15 protein-coding genes and 1 pseudogene are annotated in these 16,033 nt (G+C 53.3%); 9 read left to right on the forward strand and 7 right to left on the reverse strand.

Annotated features, from left to right (window positions below; translation table 11 throughout):
* Positions 1–66 precede the first annotated feature (66 nt).
* Positions 67–972: a LysR family transcriptional regulator gene (locus AC4IBF_RS10580; protein WP_143345125.1), complete on the forward strand. Its 906-nt coding sequence runs from the start codon at positions 67–69 to the stop codon at positions 970–972.
* Positions 973–976: 4 nt separating this feature from the next.
* Here the strand turns inward: AC4IBF_RS10580 and AC4IBF_RS10585 are convergent, their stop codons facing one another.
* Complete coding sequence (locus AC4IBF_RS10585) at positions 977–2,431, reverse strand: Cu(+)/Ag(+) sensor histidine kinase (protein WP_133294431.1); 1,455 nt, start codon at positions 2,429–2,431, stop codon at positions 977–979.
* Positions 2,421–3,104: a copper/silver response regulator transcription factor gene (locus tag AC4IBF_RS10590; protein ID WP_133294430.1), complete on the reverse strand. Its 684-nt coding sequence runs from the start codon at positions 3,102–3,104 to the stop codon at positions 2,421–2,423. The genes AC4IBF_RS10585 and AC4IBF_RS10590 overlap by 11 nt, the downstream gene beginning before the upstream one ends.
* A gap of 162 nt (positions 3,105–3,266) precedes the next feature.
* Between AC4IBF_RS10590 and AC4IBF_RS10595 the strand changes: the two genes are divergently transcribed.
* The 4 genes from AC4IBF_RS10595 to silA are packed head-to-tail and all read left to right on the forward strand — an operon-like array spanning position 3,267 to position 9,432.
* Positions 3,267–4,652 carry an efflux transporter outer membrane subunit gene (locus tag AC4IBF_RS10595; protein WP_143345124.1) on the forward strand — a complete coding sequence of 462 codons (1,386 nt, stop codon included), beginning with the start codon at positions 3,267–3,269 and terminating at the stop codon, positions 4,650–4,652.
* Between the two features lie 28 nt (positions 4,653–4,680).
* Entirely contained in the window at positions 4,681–5,019 is a 339-nt protein-coding gene (gene cusF, locus AC4IBF_RS10600) for a cation efflux system protein CusF (protein WP_143345123.1), read from the forward strand.
* An 11-nt stretch (positions 5,020–5,030) separates the two neighbouring features.
* A complete protein-coding gene (locus tag AC4IBF_RS10605; protein WP_325848160.1) occupies positions 5,031–6,281 on the forward strand; it encodes an efflux RND transporter periplasmic adaptor subunit in 1,251 nt (416 codons plus the stop codon).
* A 10-nt stretch (positions 6,282–6,291) separates the two neighbouring features.
* Entirely contained in the window at positions 6,292–9,432 is a 3,141-nt protein-coding gene (gene silA, locus AC4IBF_RS10610; protein ID WP_491463317.1) for a Cu(+)/Ag(+) efflux RND transporter permease subunit SilA, read from the forward strand.
* Positions 9,433–9,472: 40 nt separating this feature from the next.
* Here the strand turns inward: silA and AC4IBF_RS10615 are convergent, their stop codons facing one another.
* The 4 genes and pseudogenes from AC4IBF_RS10615 to AC4IBF_RS10630 form a co-directional block, all read right to left on the reverse strand.
* A complete protein-coding gene (locus AC4IBF_RS10615) occupies positions 9,473–10,042 on the reverse strand; it encodes a hypothetical protein (RefSeq protein ID WP_133294426.1) in 570 nt (189 codons plus the stop codon).
* Between the two features lie 15 nt (positions 10,043–10,057).
* Positions 10,058–11,023 (reverse strand): Ssp4 family T6SS effector, encoded by a 966-nt coding sequence (ssp4, locus tag AC4IBF_RS10620; RefSeq protein WP_133294425.1) that lies wholly within the window; start codon positions 11,021–11,023, stop codon positions 10,058–10,060.
* Between the two features lie 154 nt (positions 11,024–11,177).
* A pseudogene (locus AC4IBF_RS10625) lies at positions 11,178–11,282 on the reverse strand (AraC family transcriptional regulator); the annotation flags it as partial.
* Positions 11,283–11,712: 430 nt separating this feature from the next.
* The gene (locus AC4IBF_RS10630; RefSeq protein WP_136194869.1) at positions 11,713–12,621 is read right to left on the reverse strand and encodes a LysR family transcriptional regulator; all 909 of its coding nucleotides are present in this window, start codon (positions 12,619–12,621) and stop codon (positions 11,713–11,715) included.
* 94 nt (positions 12,622–12,715) lie between these two features.
* On the opposite strand from AC4IBF_RS10630, the gene AC4IBF_RS10635 reads away from it, so the two are divergent.
* The 4 genes from AC4IBF_RS10635 (at position 12,716) to AC4IBF_RS10650 (ending at position 15,174) form a co-directional block, all read left to right on the forward strand.
* Positions 12,716–13,678 (forward strand): NAD-dependent epimerase/dehydratase family protein, encoded by a 963-nt coding sequence (locus tag AC4IBF_RS10635; RefSeq protein ID WP_136194868.1) that lies wholly within the window; start codon positions 12,716–12,718, stop codon positions 13,676–13,678.
* Between the two features lie 74 nt (positions 13,679–13,752).
* Complete coding sequence (locus AC4IBF_RS10640; RefSeq protein WP_136194867.1) at positions 13,753–14,196, forward strand: PACE efflux transporter; 444 nt, start codon at positions 13,753–13,755, stop codon at positions 14,194–14,196.
* Between the two features lie 94 nt (positions 14,197–14,290).
* Positions 14,291–14,662: a VOC family protein gene (locus tag AC4IBF_RS10645; protein WP_127730896.1), complete on the forward strand. Its 372-nt coding sequence runs from the start codon at positions 14,291–14,293 to the stop codon at positions 14,660–14,662.
* A 149-nt stretch (positions 14,663–14,811) separates the two neighbouring features.
* Positions 14,812–15,174 (forward strand): TIR domain-containing protein, encoded by a 363-nt coding sequence (locus tag AC4IBF_RS10650; RefSeq protein WP_133294424.1) that lies wholly within the window; start codon positions 14,812–14,814, stop codon positions 15,172–15,174.
* A gap of 38 nt (positions 15,175–15,212) precedes the next feature.
* Here AC4IBF_RS10650 and AC4IBF_RS10655 read toward each other — a convergent pair whose 3' ends face one another.
* Positions 15,213–15,986, reverse strand: a complete 774-nt coding sequence (locus AC4IBF_RS10655; RefSeq protein ID WP_133295430.1) for a DeoR/GlpR family DNA-binding transcription regulator — start codon at positions 15,984–15,986, stop codon at positions 15,213–15,215.
* Positions 15,987–16,033: the final 47 nt, after the last annotated feature.

The following is a 16,033-nucleotide window of genomic DNA, read 5'->3' on the forward strand; positions in this document are numbered from 1 at the left end:
TATAGGGCGGAAGACGCAGCATTTGCACTTAATCATTGCGCGTAACGCCATATCTGAGGAGCAATCGTGTCCGATCCTGATTTTAACCTTCTGGTTGCGCTCGACGTTTTGCTGGCAGAAGCCAGCGTGGCGGGCGCGGCGCGACGTTTGAACCTGAGCACCTCCGCCATGAGCCGTACCCTCAGCAGGCTCCGGGAGGTGACCGGCGATCCTATTCTTGTACGGGCCGGTCGTCATATGGTGCTGACGACCTGGGCCGAAGCTACCCGGGACCGCGCCAGAAGCGCCGTCTACGAGGCAAGGGCGGTTCTGCAGCCCTCCACCGACACGCTGAAGGTGGAAAATCTCGAACGGTTGTTCACCATCCGGGCCAACGACGGTTTTGTGGTGGCATTTGGGCCACTACTTATTGCGGCGGTGGCGGAGGTGGCGCCCGACGTCTGTATTCGTTTTTCGCCGAAACCTGAAAAAACGTCGCGCTATTTGCGCGAGGGGCTTGTCGATCTGGAGATTGGCGTGCAGAACAATATGGGGCCTGAAATACGGCTGCAAAGGCTCTTTCAGGATCGGTTTGTTGGCGCGGTGCGCAAGGGGCATCCGCTGTCATTACGGCATGATGTCAGCCTTGACGATTATATCGCCTGGGGCCATGTGGTGGCCTCTCCGAACGGATCGTTGCATGGGTCTGTCGATGACGCGCTGGCAGAACGGGGGATGAAACGCAAGATCGCCAGCGTGGTGCCCGGCTTTCCGACGGCGTTATCCGTGGCGCTGGCCTCCGATCTGATTGCCATGGTGCCTGCGTTGTACCTGCTCAATCAGGCGATGACCGAGCGCGTACACGTCTTTGAACTGCCCTTTAAGACCAGGACCATTACGGTGTCACAGATGTGGCACCCGCGCATGGAGCAGGACCCGGCGCACCGGTGGCTCAGAGAGAAAGTGCTGGAGGTGTGCCGTTCCGTGCGCTGAGCGCTCAGGCAACCTTTCCCGGCACGGTGAGGATGAAGCGCGTCGACACCGCATCCGATTCCACGCGGACTTTTCCGTTGTGCGCCGTGACGATGGACTTCACGATGGCAAGCCCAATTCCGCTGCCTTCGCCTTTACGCTGCCTGGACGGATCGACGCGATAAAAACGGTCAAACAGCTTCGACAGATGCGCCTGCGGGATCGGCGTACCGGGGTTTTCTGTTACCAGCTCAACGTTGTTATCCTGTGTTCTGATGGAGACCGTTACCGTTTTCCCTTCCGGCGTATAGCGCAGGGCGTTGGAGAGCAGATTATTGATTGCTCTTCTGAACATCTGCGGATCGCCTTCTATCAGGCAGGGCATCCCGTTAAATTTCAGAGCGATGTGGCGTTCTTCCGCCCAGGCTTCGAAGAAATCAAACACCTTCATGACCTCGGCGCTTAAATCAAACATCACTCGATCCGGGATGAGCTGATTATTATCGGCCTGTGCCAGGAACAGCATGTCGCTGACCATGCGGGTCATCCGGTTGTACTCTTCAAGGCTGGAGTACAACACATCCTCCAGCTCCTTTTGAGAACGGTTCTGGCTCAGCGCGATTTCCGTTTGCGTCACCAGGTTGGTGATGGGGGTTCTGATTTCGTGAGCGATGTCGGCGGAAAAGTTAGCCTGACGGGTAAAAACATCTTCAATCTTTTCGATCATCTGGTTGAAGGAGATGACCAGCTGCTCCAGCTCAACGGGGACGCGGGACGGCTCCAGCCGCGCGTCAAGATTTTCGGAGGTGATGTTTTTAATGGCGTTACTGACGTTACGCAGGGGCAAATGTCCCTGGCGCACGGCGATGCGGATGACAAGAATAATCAGCAGGCTGATAACGGCGGCAATCGCCAGAAGGTTTTTTTTCAGCGCCTCAAGGTAGTGCAGATGAAAATTAATGGAGAGCCCGATCAGCATTACGTAGCCCTGCGTTTTGCCCTGCAGCGTCGCCGTGCCTGAGGAGGCGATAATCCGGTACGTTTCCATTTTCATGTCGGACCCGCCGTGCATGGGGGCGGCCGGGCCTTCAACCGTCCAGAGAAACACATCCTGCGCGCGGCGGTGTTCGCTAAAGTTCGCCGTGTTCATCGCCGGGCGCAGTGCCGCTCCTTGCGCCGAGCTGAACAGGGTATTGCCCTGCGGATCCAGAAGCAGGACGGCCACGTTGCGGTAGCTGGCGATCGACTCTTTGATCTTGCTGATTTTCTTTTGGTCAGGATCGGCCGGTGACTGCAGGATGCGGTGCATCGCGGTGCTGATTTGCTGCAGGTCGCTGATATCCTGCTCGGCGAAGTGCTTCTCGACGGAATGCAGCATAAACCAGGTAAAGGCGAAAAAGGCCAGTATCGTGGAGAGGCTGATAAAAAAGGTCAGCCGCAGCGCAAGCGAGAACGGGCGTCGGAGGGGCTTAACGCGCATCCGGCACCTCCAGCATATAGCCCACGCCGCGCACCGTCTGGATCAGCTTCGGTTCAAAGTCATTATCGATCTTTGCGCGCAGCCGCTTTACCGCAACGTCAATCGCGTTTGTGTCGCTGTCAAAATTCATGTCCCATACCTGGGAGGCAATCAGGGAGCGGGGCAATACTTCCCCCTGATGGCGCATGAAAAACTCCAGCAGGCTGAACTCTTTGCTGGTTAACAGGATGCGACTTCCGGCACGGCTGACCTTTCTCGACACAAGATCAACCGCCAGGTCAGCCACCTGAAGCTGGCTTTCGGCGATCACCGTATTTCCGCGCCTCAACAGCGTCCTGACCCGGGCGAGCAGCTCGGCAAAGGCGAAAGGCTTAATCAGATAGTCATCCGCGCCCAGCTCAAGCCCCTTAACCCGGTGTTCAATCGTACCGAGAGCCGTCAGAAGTAGTATGGGCATCCCTTTGCCGGCAGAGCGGAGCATGCGGACAATGTCCCAGCCGTTCACATCGGGCAGCATGATATCCAGAATCAGCAGATCGTATTCAGCGGTCATGGCGAGATGGTAGCCGTTGAGGCCATTAACAGCGTGGTCCACGACAAACCCCGCTTCAGTGAGCCCCTTGCTGAGGTACTCACCGGTTTTCATTTCATCTTCAACGATCAGTATTTTCATCTTGCTCCCCTGACTGGCTGCTGATGACATTCTATGGAGCCCGCAACCGTTCACAATGACTTACGTTAAAAATGACAACATTGTCATTATCCCGTCACCCGTCAAACAGGAAGCGTTCAGTAGAGTAGCCCTAAAAATACTCTGGACTTCATTTGAACCGCTATGTTCCTGTTAAAACGACTCAGCATCAGTACGGTATTTATCCTGGCGGGCTGCGTCTCGCTGGCCCCCGAATACCAGCGCCCGGCATCACCGGTACCCCAGCAGTTTTCACTTTCGCGCAACGGCCTGACGTCCGCGATGGTGGGGTATCAGGACACCGGGTGGCGCAACTTTTTCGTCGACCCGCAGGTAGCCGGGCTGATTACGGAAGCGCTGAACAATAATCGCGATGTAAAAATGGCCGCTCTGAAGGTTGAAGAGGCACGGGCGCAGTTCAGCGTGACGGATGCGGATCGTTATCCGCAGCTGAATGCCTCCTCGGGTATCACCTACAGCGGTGGGTTGAAAAGTGACAAACCGACCTCTCAACAGTACGACGCGGGTTTTGAGCTTAGCTATGAACTCGACTTCTTCGGCAAGCTGAAGAACATGAGCGAGGCCGGCCGACAAAGCTATTTCGCCAGCGAAGAGGCCCGTCGCGCGGTGCATATCCTGCTCGTCTCTAACGTTTCACAGAGTTATTTCAACCAGCAGCTGGCGTTTAAACAGCTGCGTATCGCGCGGGAAACGCTGAAAAATTACCGGCAGTCTTATGCGTTCGTTGAGCAACAGCTGGTGACGGGCAGTACGAACGTGCTGGCGCTGGAACAGGCCCGGGGACAGATCGAAAGCACGCAGGCAGAGATTGCCAAAAGAGAGGGAGAGCTGGCGCAGGCCAATAATGCCCTGCAGCTGGTCCTCGGCACGTATCGCGCGCTCCCGGGCGAGAGCGGCATGAACGCCAGCGACGTTGCGCCGGTAAAACTGCCGCCTCATCTCTCCTCAGCGATACTGCTGCAGCGCCCGGACATTTTGGAAGCGGAGTATCAGCTTAAAGCGGCCGATGCGAATATCGGCGCCGCGCGTGCCGCCTTTTTCCCGTCAATATCATTAACCAGCGGGCTTTCAACTGGCAGTACGGAATTATCCAGCCTGTTTACCGCGGGCAGCGGGATGTGGAATTTTATCCCTAAAATAGACATACCCATTTTTAATGCGGGCAGGAATAAGGCAAACCTGAAGCTGGCCGAAATTCGCCAGCAGCAGTCGGTCGTGAATTACGAACAAAAAATACAGGCTGCATTCAAACAGGTTGCCGACGCGCTCGCGCTGCGGGACAGCATCAACCAGCAGCTTGCTGCGCAGCAGCGGTACCTTAATTCACTCCGCATCACTCTTCAACGTGCAGGCGGGTTATATTCCAGCGGTGCAGTCAGCTATATCGAAGTCCTGGACGCGGAACGTTCTCTGTTCGCTACACAGCAAAATATTCTCGACCTTATTTATGCCCGACAGGTTAATGAAATTAATCTCTTCACCGCGCTGGGCGGCGGTTGGGTCGAATAACCTCATTTAATTAAACAGGAAAATAAGCATGCGCAATTCTCTTAAGGCTCTTGTATTTGGTGCAATTATTATGTTTTCAGCCAGTCTCCAGGCTGAGGTTCATCAGCACGAGGGGATGAATTCTACCAGCGAAGCGACCTCAGAGCAGCTCATCACCGCGACCGGCATCGTGAAGGACATTGATCTGACGAACAAAAAAGTGACGATTTCTCATGAAGCGATCCCGGCGATTGGCTGGCCCGCGATGACCATGCGTTTCACCTTTATTCAGGCTGACGAGAGTATCAATGCATTGAAAGTCGGCAGTCATGTTGATTTTTCATTTGTTCAGCAGGGCAATATCTCTTTACTGAAGAGCATTAAATAGCGAGAAACGGCATGGCCTCATTCAAAATAAAATATGCTGCCATGATAGTCAGCAGCCTTATTGCGGGAGGGCTGATATCGGTGACGGCTTTGCAGGCGTTTCATTCATCTGAAAAAACAGAAAATAGCGTCTCTGAAAGAAGGGTACTTTTCTGGTATGACCCGATGAAACCAGACGTGAAATTCGATAAGCCCGGTAAATCACCATTTATGGATATGGATTTGGTACCGAAATATGCGGATGAAAACGAGAATAAAAGCAGTGGCGGTATCCGTATCGATCCGACGCAGGTTCAGAATCTGGGGTTAAAAACGCAAAAGGTGACGCGCGGAACGCTGAATTATGCCCAGACGATCCCGGCCAACGTTAGCTATAACGACTATCAGTTTGTCATTGTGCAGGCGCGCGCGGAAGGCTTCGTGGAGAACGTGTACCCGCTGACGACGGGCGATAAGGTAAAGAAAGGCACGCCGCTGATTGATATCACCATTCCGGACTGGGTAGAGGCGCAGAGCGAGTTTCTGCTGTTATCCGGCACCGGCGGAACGCCGACGCAAATCAAAGGGGTTCTGGAACGGCTTCGGCTGGCGGGTATGCCGGATGAGGATATTCAGAGGCTGCGTGCGACCCGCACGATCCAGACCCGGTTTACCATCAGGGCGCCGATCGACGGGGTGATTACGGCATTTGACCTGCGCACCGGGATGAATATTTCGAAAGAAAAGGTGGTGGCACAAATTCAGGGGATGGATCCGGTCTGGATCGGTGCGGCGGTCCCTGAGTCCATTGCTTATCTGCTGAAAGATACCTCGCAGTTTGCTGTTTCGATACCGGCCTGGCCGGATAAATCCTTCCCGGTTGAAAAATGGAGTCTTCTGCCGAGCGTGGATCAAACCACCCGTACGCTGCAGGTGCGCCTGCAGGTCTCCAACAAGGATGAGCTGCTGAAACCGGGCATGAATGCCTACCTGAAGCTGAATACCCAAAGTCAGGAAATGCTGCTGATTCCGTCTCAGGCCGTTATTGATACCGGCAAAGAGCAGCGCGTTATTACCGTTGATACGAACGGGAATTTTATACCGAAAAGGATCCGCGTTCTGCATGAATCTCAGCAGCAGTCCGGCATTGGTAGCGGACTGGAGGAGGGGGAGTCGGTGGTGGTCAGCGGTCTGTTCCTGATTGACTCGGAGGCCAATATTACCGGTGCGTTGGACCGCATGCGCCACGCTGAAACAACTGAAGACGCGCATTCTGGCCATTAAGGAGACGATGATGATTGAATGGATTATCCGACGGTCAGTGGCCAATCGTTTCCTGGTCATGATGGGGGCGCTGTTCCTCAGCGTCTGGGGCACATGGACGATTATTAACACGCCTGTCGATGCCTTACCCGATCTGTCTGACGTGCAGGTGATTATCAAAACCCGCTATCCCAGCCAGGCCCCGCAGATTGTTGAAAACCAGGTGACCTATCCACTCACCACCACCATGCTGTCGGTTCCCGGCGCAAAGACAGTGCGCGGTTTTTCGCAGTTTGGTGATTCGTATGTGTACGTCATTTTTGAAGATGGCACCGATTTGTACTGGGCCCGTTCGCGCGTGCTGGAGTACCTGAACCAGGTTCAGAGCAAACTCCCTGCCGGCGTGAGCTCGGAAATCGGCCCGGACGCCACGGGCGTAGGCTGGATATTTGAGTATGCGCTGGTGGACCGCAGCGGAAAACACGATCTCGCCGAGCTGCGATCATTGCAGGACTGGTTCCTGAAGTTTGAGCTAAAAACTATCCCGAACGTGGCCGAGGTGGCCTCCGTCGGCGGCGTGGTGAAGCAGTATCAGATTCAGGTTGACCCGTTAAAGCTGGCGCAGTTCGGCGTCAGCCTGCCTGAGGTTAAGCAGGCCCTTGAATCGTCTAATCAGGAAACGGGGGGATCGTCCGTAGAACTCGCGGAAGCGGAATATATGGTCCGGGCCAGCGGCTATCTGCAGACCATCGATGATTTCAATCACATCGTCCTGAAAACCGGTGAGAACGGCGTGCCGATTTACCTGCATGATGTTGCCCGCGTACAAACGGGGCCGGAAATGCGCCGTGGTATTGCCGAGCTGAACGGGCAGGGTGAAGTGGCGGGCGGAGTGGTGATCCTGCGTTCGGGTAAAAACGCGCGCGAGGTCATAACGGCGGTGAAAGACAAGCTGGAAACGCTGAAGGCCAGCCTGCCGGAAGGCGTTGAGATTGTGACTACTTACGATCGCAGCCAGCTTATCGACCGGGCCATTGATAACCTGAGCGGCAAGCTTCTCGAAGAGTTTATCGTGGTGGCCATCGTCTGCGCGCTGTTCCTCTGGCACATTCGCTCAGCGCTGGTGGCGATTATCTCTCTGCCGCTTGGCCTGTGTATTGCCTTCATCGTTATGCATTTCCAGGGGCTGAACGCCAATATCATGTCTCTGGGAGGCATTGCCATTGCCGTCGGCGCGATGGTGGATGCCGCCATCGTGATGATTGAAAATGCGCATAAACGGCTGGAAGAGTGGGACCACCGCCACCCGGGGGAGCCGATTGATAACGCCACTCGCTGGAAGGTGATCACCAACGCCTCTGTAGAGGTTGGCCCCGCGCTGTTTATCAGCCTGCTGATCATCACCTTGTCGTTCATTCCCATCTTTACCCTCGAGGGGCAGGAAGGGCGGCTGTTTGGTCCGCTGGCCTTCACCAAAACGTACTCTATGGCAGGGGCGGCCGCGCTGGCCATCATCGTGATCCCCATTCTGATGGGATTCTGGATCCGGGGTAAAATCCCCGCAGAGACCCGTAATCCTCTGAACAGACTGTTGATTAACGCCTATCATCCGCTTCTGATTCGGGTGCTCCACTGGCCTAAAACCACCCTGCTGGTTGCGACCTTATCCATCTTCACGGTGATCTGGCCCCTGAGCCAGGTGGGTGGCGAGTTCCTGCCAAAGATAAATGAAGGTGACCTGCTGTATATGCCGTCGACGTTGCCCGGCGTCTCACCGGCAGAAGCGGCGGCATTGTTACAGACCACGGACAAGTTAATAAAAACCGTCCCTGAAGTGGCCTCTGTCTTCGGCAAGACCGGTAAAGCCGAAACGGCCACGGACTCCGCACCGCTTGAAATGGTGGAAACCACCATTCAGCTTAAGCCGGAGAATGAGTGGCGACCCGGAATGACGATTGACAAGATCGTTGACGAACTCGATAAGACCGTTCGTTTGCCTGGCCTGGCGAATCTCTGGGTTCCGCCCATCCGCAACCGCATCGATATGCTTTCAACCGGGATTAAAAGCCCCATTGGCATCAAGGTGTCAGGTACCGTTCTGGCTGATATCGACGCCACGGCGCAGAGTATTGAAGCGGTAGCTAAAACGGTGCCGGGCGTGGTGTCAGCCCTGGCTGAACGTCTGGAAGGCGGGCGCTACATTAACGTTGATATCAACCGCGAAAAAGCCTCCCGCTACGGGATGACGGTGGGCGACGTGCAGCTGTTCGTCTCCTCGGCCATCGGCGGCGCGACGGTGGGAGAAACGGTGGAAGGCGTCGCCCGCTACCCGATTAATATTCGTTATCCTCAGGACTACCGGAACAGCCCGAACGCGTTGAAGCAGATGCCGATCCTGACGCCGATGAAACAGCAGATCACGCTGGGTGATGTGGCGGATATCAACGTGGTTTCCGGCCCCACGATGCTAAAAACGGAGAATGCCCGACCTGCAAGCTGGATTTATATTGATGCCCGTGGCAGGGATATGGTGTCCGTAGTGAACGACATTAAAACGGCCATCAGTCAGAACGTAAAGCTGAGACCGGGTACCAGCGTGTCATTCTCCGGACAGTTCGAACTGCTCGAGCACGCCAACAAGAAACTGAAGCTAATGGTACCGATGACGGTGATGATCATCTTCATTCTGCTGTATCTGGCATTCCGTCGCGTGGATGAAGCGTTGCTGATCCTGATGAGCCTGCCGTTCGCCCTGGTCGGGGGGATATGGTTCCTGTACTGGCAGGGCTTCCATATGTCTGTGGCAACCGGCACCGGCTTTATCGCTCTGGCCGGGGTGGCGGCAGAATTTGGGGTGGTAATGCTGATGTATTTGCGTCATGCCGTTGAAGCGCATCCGACGTTATCCTATCGGGAAACCTTCACCGTACAGGGACTTGATGACGCCCTTTATCATGGCGCCGTGCTGCGCGTGCGGCCAAAGGCGATGACCGTTGCGGTGATTATTGCCGGTCTGCTGCCCATTTTGTGGGGAACCGGTGCCGGATCAGAAGTCATGAGCCGGATAGCGGCGCCAATGATTGGCGGCATGATCACGGCTCCGCTGCTATCGCTGTTTATTATCCCTGCGGCGTATAAGTTGATTTGGTTGCGCAGGCTTAAAAAACCATAAAAAAACCGCCGTTAGCGGCGGGTTTTTGCGTGATGAATGCTTAGCGCGCCTTGCTGATCAGTTTGCGCCAGGCTCTGTTATGCAGAGTAAATAGCAGCATCTTATAGAAAGCGGTAGAGAAGATGCAGCTGCCGCTAAGCCCCAGCATGACGGTACTCACCATCGCAGCGGCCAGACTGACGCCCGGAGCAGCGCTACCGCTCAGCGCGGCCAGCAGATAGGCTGCCGTTAATACCAGACTTATCACCGCCAGCGTAAGATGTAACCGCACGGCGCGCATGCTTCCTTTGCCAATCATAAACATCGTCACGCCGTTGATGCCTGCGAACAGTAGGGCGATCAGCACAATCCACACGAATACGCGTTCGGCTGGCTGGCCGAGTGCGGCGAATACGCCATAGCCCAACCACAGCTGAGGAATCGCGAAGCTAACAATTACCCCGAGAGTACTGATTGCCGCCGGAATACCCATGGTGTGTAGACCCACAGGTTTGCCCATTTCTTCAGCCAACTGAGTCTTTAGCAGTTGCAGCTGTGTCGGGGAGGTATTGCTTATGCTGGTAGCCACCTCGTTACAGTGTTGCAGGCGACGGGTTAAAACTTTAAACATTTGAATACTCAGCGTTCAGTTAGGTAAAAATGATTGCAGCACACCAACCACATAGCGTCCTGACTGGACGGTATTTTGCGGATTGCGGATAGTCCCAGTGAGTGAGCTCCCCACAAAGGCCGATGCGTTGTTGACCGCACTCATCAGCTCGCGCTGCAGTGATTTTTGTAACGATTCGCTTGGGAAACGTTTCGGATAAACACCTGCGCGGATCGCGGCCTTTACCCCGGCACTGGAGATACCTGGATTCTGCGCTTTAATGATCTCTTCCGTGATGCGCTTACGCTCGGCACGGCTCAGGCTCTGGAACCAGGCGGTAACTTTACTTGAAGACGCCGCTTTCATCAGCTTGTACGTTTCTAAAGTACCTTTTAGCGCGGTTCCTGCCGCAGCAAGCGAAATAACATCCAGAACTGTCGTGGTAGCAACGTACCAGTCCTGGCTGTCAAGCCATGCAACGTCGGAACCATGGTCGTTATGGATAGCCAGCAGACGGCCCGCGCCAATCATGCATTGCGCTCCCGTAGCCAGCGTACCGGACAGGCTAATCGCCGCAATCACACCAGACCCGCCAGCGGTAAACGGTACTGCCGCACCGGCACCAAACGCCATGACAAGCGTAACAATCATCGCGCCACAGGCAAAACCGGTCGAGGTAATTTCCGTAGCAAGTGACGGAGTAGTTAGCGTCGCAACCACAGCTTTTTCTGCACTGATTTCCTTAGCATCTGGAATTTTACTGATGACTACATGGCTGACGGTGCTCTGATTCACATCAGCAATGCGTCGAGACGGGCGAACCAGCCAGCGTTGCTTGCCATCATCAAAAATGATGCCGACATTGTAAAAATTACGCGAGCAGTCGAGCTGCGCGGCCAGCTTTTTAAAATCGATATCTGCACCGGCCTGTAGGCCAAGGCTTCGCGAGAGATCATATGAGGGAAGGGTGCTGTCAGGCGACTGCTGACCGGGTAAGTTCATCGAGGAAGCTCCTTCATTCCGTGAGGACTATTAATTAGCAGGGTAATTTATTGAAAAAATTTATGATTCGAACATTAAGACTTAGATAATAGCAGCGTTAACTCGGTGATCAAATGATATTGCTTGACTTAAATGTAAACGATACCAGGGTGTATTAAAGCTTAGCGTCAGACTTTCTCAGCACCGTAATATCCCTCTTAGGTGATTGACCGAACATCCGCGTATATTTCCGACTGAAATGGGATAAGCTTTCGTAACCCGGTCCCGCGTCTTGAGTGGAACGCCAGATGGGTAATGTGAGTTTTTCTCACAAAAGGTTTGTAATCGACGGTGGATTTTATCGAGAAGGGAGGACACCAACGTCCTGATTTCTGCATGAAAGCACCATGGAGAATAGAACCATGAATGCAATTTAACATAATATACATTATGCGCACCAATATGAAATAAGGGGAAATCTGGCGTTTTGTGGTCATCGTTATCGTTAGCCTGGATGCCGATGGACTATTAAAGCGTCTTAGCTGACCATCGTATGTGCATCCAGCTTTTGCTCAACATCTCAACCAAAGGCCGTGTTGAATACGCTCATCTGCCGCATCAGAACTTTGAACTGAACTTACGCATTTCACATTCCTTAAAACGCAGATAGCACGCCAGCTTGACGGTACTGTTCTTTCCAGCCTTATTATTTACCGTTTTGTCCTGTTGATATAAGCCTGCAAACCCTCCGCAAGATAATCAAACACCGTTTTACAGGTCTGGCTATGGCGTAAATCCTCATGCATCACCAGCCATGTGTCGAGATGAAATGCAAAGAAATCAGGCATTACCCTCTGTAACGGCGGAGAAAAATCGGCCAGTTGTACCTGGCACATACCGATACCTACTCCTGCACGAATGAGGTTTAATTGTGCAATATCACTGTCGCTCCGCACGGTAAACAATTCACGGCTTAGCTGTGGATATTGTTTAAGTGCCTGTAAAATAAAGGGAGTCGTATTATCGAAACCCACGAGCGTATGGGTGAATAACTCATCAATACTTTCCGGAGCACCACATCGTGACAGATAGGCTGGCGCGGCATGCAGACCTATTTCAACCCTGCCCATCCTACGTGCAATCAGTTGCTCCTGCACCGGCGTGGCCATGCGTACGACAATATCCGCTTCCCGGTTCAGTAAATCCTGAACGCGATTAGACAGAACCAGTTCAATAACTATCTGCGGGTATTCTTCCTTTATTTGTGCGATCACTGGAGGCAGAACCTCCGTGCCGATGATTTCACTAGCGGCGACGCGCACAATGCCTCGTAATCCGGTTGCGCCGGAACTGAAACTGGCTGCCGACCGCTCAATCATCATGGCCGTATTTTCCATCGCCTGCGCATGGCCCTTCAGCTCAACGGCTGCATCCGTGGCCTGTAATCCTGTCTGCGAACGGGTAAATAAAACAAGGCCCAGGGCTGACTCCAACGCCGCAATATGGCGTCCGGCGGTTGGCTGAGTAATGGCAAGCCTGCGTGCGGCCCCTGACAAAGACCCTTCCCTCATCACGGCCAGAAAGGTGCGATACCATTCCCACGGGATATTTAGCTTCATACAAAAATGAATACCTGCTGGCTGATATTATGCAATTACATTTAGCCCGTGTCGTCATTATGATGTCAAGCAGATATCCAATAAGGGTCAAACGATGAAAAACACAAATAAGGTACTGATACTGGGCGCAACGGGTGGGATCGGTGGCGAAATAGCCCGCAAATTGATCCGTGACGAATGGGATGTGCATGCATTGCGCCGCAGCGCTCCGAAAACTGACGATCGCAACAAAAGCATTTCGTGGATAAGCGGTGATGCGCAGAATGCAGAACAGGTTGAGGCAGCGGCGTCCGAATGCAGCGTTATTGTCCATGCCGTAAACCCGCCGGGTTATCGAAACTGGGAACAGCTGGTTTTGCCCATGTTGCATAACACCATAAATGCAGCGGAGCGAAACGGTGCGTTAATCGTTCTGCCGGGCACGATTTATAACTACGGCCCGGATGCTTTTCCCCTCTTACGCGAGGATTCTCCTCAGAATCCGTTTACCCGAAAAGGCGCTATACGGGTGCAAATGGAGCAGGAACTCGCAGACTATGCGCAGCGTGGCGGAAAGGTACTGATTTTACGTGCAGGTGACTTTTTTGGTCCCCATGCCGGCAATAACTGGTTTTCGCAGGGATTGGTCAAACCGGGGCAACCACCGAAGATAATTCAAAACCCAGGGAAAACCGGCGCAGGCCACCAGTGGGCTTATCTGCCGGATGTCGCCGAAACGCTCGTTGCACTGCTGTCGCGTCGGGAGGAACTCGAACCGTTTGCCAGTTTCCATATGCGCGGGCATTGGGATCCTGACGGGACAGCGATGACTACCGCCATAAAGCACGTCGCGGAGCGTGCCGGTATTCAGGCGAAGGTGAAATCGTTTCCCTGGTGGCTTATCTCGGCGATAAGCCCCTTTAATACCACACTTCATGAAATGCAGGAGATGCGTTATCTCTGGGAGCAGTCAATAGAAATGGATAATTCAAAACTGATTTCCTTTTTGGGCCATGAGCCCCAGACCCCTCTTATTGAAGCTGTACATTCCACATTAGCGGGCCTGGGCTGCATTTAACATAACCTGTACGTTTAGAAAGGGTTGAACGAGGTCTGATATACTTCAGCTTTTGAAAACGCAGCCCTAAGCAAATGGAAATTGAATTAAATAAAAGTGTTAAAGAGAGAATTTTCCACGCAGTCATTTTTGAAGTGATGGCCAACATTATTATCGCGCTGTCTCTTGCCTGGCTGATGAACGTGTCGATACTCCAGTCGGGCTCGTTGTCCGTGATATCCGCCCTTACCGCAACGGTCTGGAATTTTATTTTTAATAAACTCTTCGACTCGCTGCAGAAAAAATACCGCTTTCAACGGACGTTTCTCATTCGAGCGATCCATGCGGTAGGTTTTGAAACGGGACTCATCATCACCCTAATTCCTGTCGCGATGGTTATGCTGAATCTTACAGTGACTGAGGCATTTTTTGTTGAGATCGGTCTTGTACTGTTTTTCCTGCCGTACACGTTACTGTTTAACTGGATTTACGACTACCTGCGCTGGACATTTGTTGGGCGGAAACGGTCTGCTATGTAGAGAGATACCTGTCACATTGACACGCCTTTTATCGTATTCGACTCCTCTCACCTTCTATACTCTTCATTTCTCTATCTCTTTTGAGGAGTCGATAATGTTCGATCATGTGAAATTCGGCGTCAGCGATTATGAAAAAAGTAAAACTTTCTTCCTCGAGGCGCTTCGCCCGCTTGGGGTAAAAATCATCGATGAAGGCGCGCCGGAGTATGGTGTTGAAATGAGCTCCGGGGACGTTTCACTTTGCCTTTTCCATACAAATGACAAACCCGCGCCCCTGCATCTGGCGTTTGTGGCTAATACGCGTCAGCAGGTTGATGATTTTTTCCATGCCGCGCTGCGCGCTGGCGGACGTGATAACGGCGGGCCGGGATTGCGTTCGTACGGTGAAAATTATTATGCCGCTTTTGTCATCTCACCTGATGGACATAACATCGAGGCCGTGTGCCATACGCCGGAGAGCGAGTAGCTCAACGGGTCTTTCAGAACCCGTAAAACGATTTACTCATGCGGTTTTCTGCACGATACTGCACGAAAAGCTGTATTCCTGGCCAGTGATGTCGTAAAGTCTCGTCTGTAAATGTGCATTTTCATGCAACAACACTGACAGAGGTATTTATGACACAACAGTTGATTTTAATTGCCGGTCCCTATCGCAGCGGTACCGATGGCGTTCAGGCACGAATCGATGAGAATCTGGCGCGTCTCGAAAGCGCAGCATTAGCCGTTTACCAGCGTGGCCACATTCCGGTCATTGGTGAATGGCTTGCGTTGCCGCTGGCAAAAGCCGCAGGCTCAATAGCGGTGGGTGATGAAATCAGCGAAGCGATGCTGTACCCCGTTGCTCACCGGCTCATCGCAAAATGTGATGCGATTTATCGTATTGCCGGTGCGTCTAAAGGTGCCGATATGGATATTGAAGTAGCCCGAAAATATGGTCTCAGCGTTTATACCGCGCTTGAGAACATTCCAGAAGCTTAATCCGGGACGCCAGCCAGCCCGTGGTCAAAGGCTGGCTGTCAGAGGGGGTCACGATCTGAGGTCAGCACGACGGATACGCCCTTTTCCGATACCGCGCGGACCCAGTCCTTATCTGTACCGTCTTCAACGACGATGGTATTTACCGAAGACACATCGCCAATCACAAACGAAGACGCGGTGTTGATCTTTTCCGGAGAAGCCAGAACAACCGTCTCCGCGGCTCTGCCGGAAAATGCACGTTTGATGCATGCCTCTTCGAAATCACCGGTTGTCAGCCCCGCGTCAGGATGAATGCCGGTCACGCCCATAAAGAACAGGTCCGCATGTATATTCGCTATGCCTTCGATGGCCGCAGCGCCGACCGCAACAATTGAATGTTTATACAAGCGTCCGCCGATCAAAATCACCTCAATGGAAGGATGATCAACGAGCCCCAGAGCAATGCTCGGGCTGTGCGTCACCACGGTGATGCGCAAGTCAGGAGGGAAAAACGTAATCAGCTCGGAGGTTGTCGTGCCACCGTCGACAATCACCACCTGGCCTGATGAAATTAGCTGTGCCCCTTTTCGGGCCACCCTTTTTTTCGCATCCATCTTCACGGATTGCCGTTCGGCAAACGGAGCAATAGCGGAAGATGACGGCAGCGCGCCACCGTGAACACGCTGCAAACGCCCTTCTGCCGCCAGCTCGCGCAGATCGCGCCGGATGGTATCTTCTGAGACGTCAAAGAGAATGCTGAGCGCTTTTGACTGTACCTGACCTTCGGCACCCAGCTTCTCAAGGATCAATTGTTTTCGCTGACTGGTGAGCATCGTGAATTCCTGATATTGCATGTTTCATCCTGAACATGCATGATAAT

It is taken from the genome of Enterobacter sp. Taxon_8 (assembly GCF_058354585.1).

What these genes read in the sequence shown, in the direction of transcription:
- AC4IBF_RS10630 (WP_136194869.1), bottom strand. Translation starts at nt 12,621, where the DNA reads ATGAAGCTAAATATCCCGTGGGAATGGTATCGCACCTTTCTGGCCGTG.
- silA (WP_491463317.1), top strand. Translation starts at nt 6,292, where the DNA reads ATGATTGAATGGATTATCCGACGGTCAGTGGCCAATCGTTTCCTGGTC.
- AC4IBF_RS10640 (WP_136194867.1), top strand. Translation starts at nt 13,753, where the DNA reads ATGGAAATTGAATTAAATAAAAGTGTTAAAGAGAGAATTTTCCACGCA.
- AC4IBF_RS10645 (WP_127730896.1), top strand. Translation starts at nt 14,291, where the DNA reads ATGTTCGATCATGTGAAATTCGGCGTCAGCGATTATGAAAAAAGTAAA.
- AC4IBF_RS10615 (WP_133294426.1), bottom strand. Translation starts at nt 10,042, where the DNA reads ATGTTTAAAGTTTTAACCCGTCGCCTGCAACACTGTAACGAGGTGGCT.
- cusF (WP_143345123.1), top strand. Translation starts at nt 4,681, where the DNA reads ATGCGCAATTCTCTTAAGGCTCTTGTATTTGGTGCAATTATTATGTTT.
- AC4IBF_RS10585 (WP_133294431.1), bottom strand. Translation starts at nt 2,431, where the DNA reads ATGCGCGTTAAGCCCCTCCGACGCCCGTTCTCGCTTGCGCTGCGGCTG.
- AC4IBF_RS10605 (WP_325848160.1), top strand. Translation starts at nt 5,031, where the DNA reads ATGGCCTCATTCAAAATAAAATATGCTGCCATGATAGTCAGCAGCCTT.
- AC4IBF_RS10590 (WP_133294430.1), bottom strand. Translation starts at nt 3,104, where the DNA reads ATGAAAATACTGATCGTTGAAGATGAAATGAAAACCGGTGAGTACCTC.
- ssp4 (WP_133294425.1), bottom strand. Translation starts at nt 11,023, where the DNA reads ATGAACTTACCCGGTCAGCAGTCGCCTGACAGCACCCTTCCCTCATAT.
- AC4IBF_RS10650 (WP_133294424.1), top strand. Translation starts at nt 14,812, where the DNA reads ATGACACAACAGTTGATTTTAATTGCCGGTCCCTATCGCAGCGGTACC.
- AC4IBF_RS10635 (WP_136194868.1), top strand. Translation starts at nt 12,716, where the DNA reads ATGAAAAACACAAATAAGGTACTGATACTGGGCGCAACGGGTGGGATC.
- AC4IBF_RS10595 (WP_143345124.1), top strand. Translation starts at nt 3,267, where the DNA reads ATGTTCCTGTTAAAACGACTCAGCATCAGTACGGTATTTATCCTGGCG.
- AC4IBF_RS10655 (WP_133295430.1), bottom strand. Translation starts at nt 15,986, where the DNA reads ATGCTCACCAGTCAGCGAAAACAATTGATCCTTGAGAAGCTGGGTGCC.